2 protein-coding genes and 1 pseudogene are annotated in these 3137 nt (G+C 68.3%); 1 reads left to right on the top strand and 2 read right to left on the bottom strand.

The window, feature by feature from the left end; genetic code table 11:
- Window positions 1-375: pseudogene (locus WA805_RS25720) on the bottom strand (3-carboxy-cis,cis-muconate cycloisomerase); the annotation flags it as partial.
- Window positions 376-397: 22 nt separating this feature from the next.
- Between WA805_RS25720 and gabT the strand changes: the two are divergent.
- A complete protein-coding gene (gabT, locus tag WA805_RS25725; protein ID WP_425243632.1) occupies window positions 398-1750 on the top strand; it encodes a 4-aminobutyrate--2-oxoglutarate transaminase in 1353 nt (450 codons plus the stop codon).
- A 92-nt stretch (window positions 1751-1842) separates the two neighbouring features.
- Here the strand turns inward: gabT and WA805_RS25730 are convergent, their stop codons facing one another.
- Window positions 1843-2457, bottom strand: a complete 615-nt coding sequence (locus tag WA805_RS25730; RefSeq protein WP_425243633.1) for a hypothetical protein — start codon at window positions 2455-2457, stop codon at window positions 1843-1845.
- Window positions 2458-3137 lie beyond the last annotated feature (680 nt).

Genomic DNA, 3137 nt, shown 5'->3' on the forward strand with positions numbered 1-3137 from the left:
GTCGATGGCCGTGCGGGCCAGCAGCATCGCCGCCGTGTCGAGGATGTCCTGGCTGGTCGCGCCCCGGTGCACCGCCCGGCCCCGCTGGCCGCCGACCTTGACGGCCAGCGCCCTGGCCAGTCCGGGGACGGGGTTACCTGTCAGCGCGGACAGCTCGCCGAGCTCCGCGATGTCGAAGTCGTTCGCCCGCGCCGCCCTGGTGACCGCCTCGCCCGCTCCCGCGGGTGCGAGCCCGGCGCGTTCCAGGGCCCTGGCCAGGCCCGCTTCCGCGTCGAGCATGGCCTGCAGCCACGCCCTGTCGTCGATGATCGCGCTGCCGCGCGCGAATACCCCCCCGAACAGGCTCCCGGAAGTTCCGGCATGTTGATCAGGCATGTCCGGATGTTATCGTCCGAACATGCTTCAAGTTCCCCACGGCGGCCCTGAGCTGCCGCAGCGACGCAACCTTGTCACCGAGATCCCCGGTCCGGCCTCGCGCGCCCTGTTCGAGCGCCGCCTGGGGGTCGTCGCCCGGGGCGTCTCGACTACGCTGCCGGTGTTCATCACCGCGGCCGGCGGCGGCGTGCTGCTCGACGCCGACGGCAACTCGCTGATCGACTTCGGCGCGGGCATCGCGGTCGTGTCGGTGGGCAACGCCGCGCCCGACGTGGTGTCCCGGGTGTCCGCGCAGGTGGCGCAGTTCACCCACACCTGCTTCATGGTGACGCCGTACGAGGGCTACGTCGAAGTCTGCGAACAGCTGGCCCGGCTGACGCCTGGCGAGCACGAGAAGCGGTCGGCGCTGTTCAACTCCGGCGCCGAGGCCGTGGAGAACGCGGTCAAGATCGCCAGGCACTACACCGGCCGCCAGGCGGTGGTGGCGTTCGATCACGCCTATCACGGCCGGACGAACCTCACCATGGCGCTGACCGCCAAGAACATGCCGTACAAGCAGGGGTTCGGCCCGTTCGCCGGGGAGATCTACCGGGTGCCGATGGCCTATCCGCTGCGCTGGCCTGACGGACCGGACGCGTGCCGCGCCGAGGCGCTGTCCGTGGTGAAGTCGCTGATCCACACCCAGGTCGGCGAGTCCAACGTGGCCGCGGTGATCATCGAGCCGATCCAGGGCGAGGGCGGGTTCATCGTGCCGCCCGACGGGTTCCTGCGCGGGCTGGCCGACTTCTGCGCGGACCACGGGATCGTGTTCATCGCGGACGAGATCCAGTCCGGGTTCTGCCGGACCGGCGACTGGTTCGCGTCCTCGCACGAGGGAGTCGTGCCGGACCTGGTCACGACCGCCAAGGGCATCGCAGGCGGCCTGCCGCTCGCCGCCGTCACCGGCCGGGCGGAGATCATGGACGCCGTGCACCCCGGCGGTCTCGGCGGCACCTACGGCGGCAACCCGGTCGCCTGCGCCGCCGCGCTCGGCGCGATCGAGACGATGGAGTCGCTGGACCTGTCCGCGCGGGCACGGCGGATCGGCGACATCATGCTCCCCCGGCTGCGCAAGCTGGCCGAGACCTACCCCGTGATCGCCGACGTCCGCGGCCGGGGCGCGATGGTCGCGGTGGAGCTGACCCGGCCAGGGACGCTGGAGCCGGACCCGGCCTCGACCGCCGCGGTCGCCGGCGTCTGCCACCGGGCGGGACTGGTCGTGCTCACGTGCGGGACGTTCGGCAATGTGCTGCGGTTCCTGCCGCCGCTCGTAATCGGCGAAGAACTCCTCGAGGAGGGCCTGGACATCCTGGAAGACGCCTTCGCTTCGTTGTAATTCCAGCTTTTATCCGTAACGGGCCCGTGGTGACTCGCCGCGGGCCCGGCTATTCGCTGCCGTTCGCAACGGCGGGGAATTATGCTTTTCCATTAGCTTCGGACGAACGTATTCCCGATGGTGTCGCCGGTCACGCAGAACGCGGCGGAACGGCAGGACACCGACATAAGGAATATGAGGACGGGCCCGCTGACAGAGTTAGCGGCCTTCGAGTCGATGTTGACGGGCGCGCTCCAGGCGCTGCCGTCGAAGGTGACCACGTTGCCGCTGGCGCCGTCGACGGCGGCGCAGAAGTCGCTGGCCGGGCAGGACACCACCGGCCAGGAGATGCCGCCCTCCCCCATAGTGAGACCGTTCGGATCGGCGTTGACGGGCGCGCTCCAGGTGCTGCCGTTGAACGTGAGCGCGTTCCCCTTGCGATCAATGGCAACGCAGAAGCTGGCCGACGCGCACGACACTGCCTGCAGGTAGGTGCCCGGGTCGATGGCGGATGGTTTGCTCCAGGAGGTGCCATTGAAGATGACCACGTCCGGGCCGTAGTCGACGGCGGCGCAGAAGCGGGCGCTCGGACAAGACACGGTGCTCAGCTGGTTGCCGGGATCGATGGCCGTGGCGGGGCTCCAGGAGGTCCCGTTGAACGTGAACGCGTTGGAGCCGTTGTCAACGGCGGCACAGAAGCTCGGTGACGAGCACGATACCGATGCCATGCCTGTCTGGGTGCCCGGGACAGGATCGCTAATGCGCGGAGCGGAACTCCACGCGCTGCCGTTGAACAGGAAGGTGGATGCGTCTTGCGCGTCCACGGCCATGCAGAAGCTGGCGGTCGGGCACGATACGGAATCGGGCTGACCGGCAGAGGAAGATAGCCCGGTGGGCTGGCTCCACGTGGTTCCGTCGAACGTAGCCGCGTAGCCCGAGCCGAGCACGGCCATGCAGAAGCTCGCGGATGGACAGGACACTGATGTCGGGTCTTCGCCGCCTTGGCTGCGGTCGAGGTGTGTCGCCGCTCCCCATGCCGGCGCCGCGCTGGACTGTGCGCTGGCGGGCTGGCCGCCTGCGGGGGAGCTTGCTCCTGACCCGGGTGGTGCCGGCGACCCGCTGCAACCGGTGGCTGCGCCTATCAGCAGAATGGATACGCAAGCAAACGCCAGCCGTAGTCGGCCTGTGATCACAGCTTCAGTGTACTCAGGTGGTTCTCGGACAATATGGGTCGCAGCGATGGCGACCCAAAGCCTTCATGATCATGCTGCTTTTCATGATCACGAAAGAAAAGTTTCCTATACGCATACTTTTCTTTCGTGATCATGGAATTCGGGGTGGGAGGCGAGCGGTTTGGGATGGAATTGCGGTCCGCGTGGTGAGCTCAGGCGCCGGAGCGGCGCCTGAG

The organism is Trebonia sp. (genome assembly GCF_049794275.1).
In the GTDB taxonomy this organism is placed as follows: Bacteria; Actinomycetota; Actinomycetes; order Streptosporangiales; family Streptosporangiaceae; genus Trebonia.

Excerpts from the sequence above, each read along its gene's own strand:
- gabT (WP_425243632.1), top strand. The coding sequence starts at position 398 with ATGCTTCAAGTTCCCCACGGCGGCCCTGAGCTGCCGCAGCGACGCAAC.
- WA805_RS25730 (WP_425243633.1), bottom strand. The coding sequence starts at position 2,457 with ATGGCATCGGTATCGTGCTCGTCACCGAGCTTCTGTGCCGCCGTTGAC.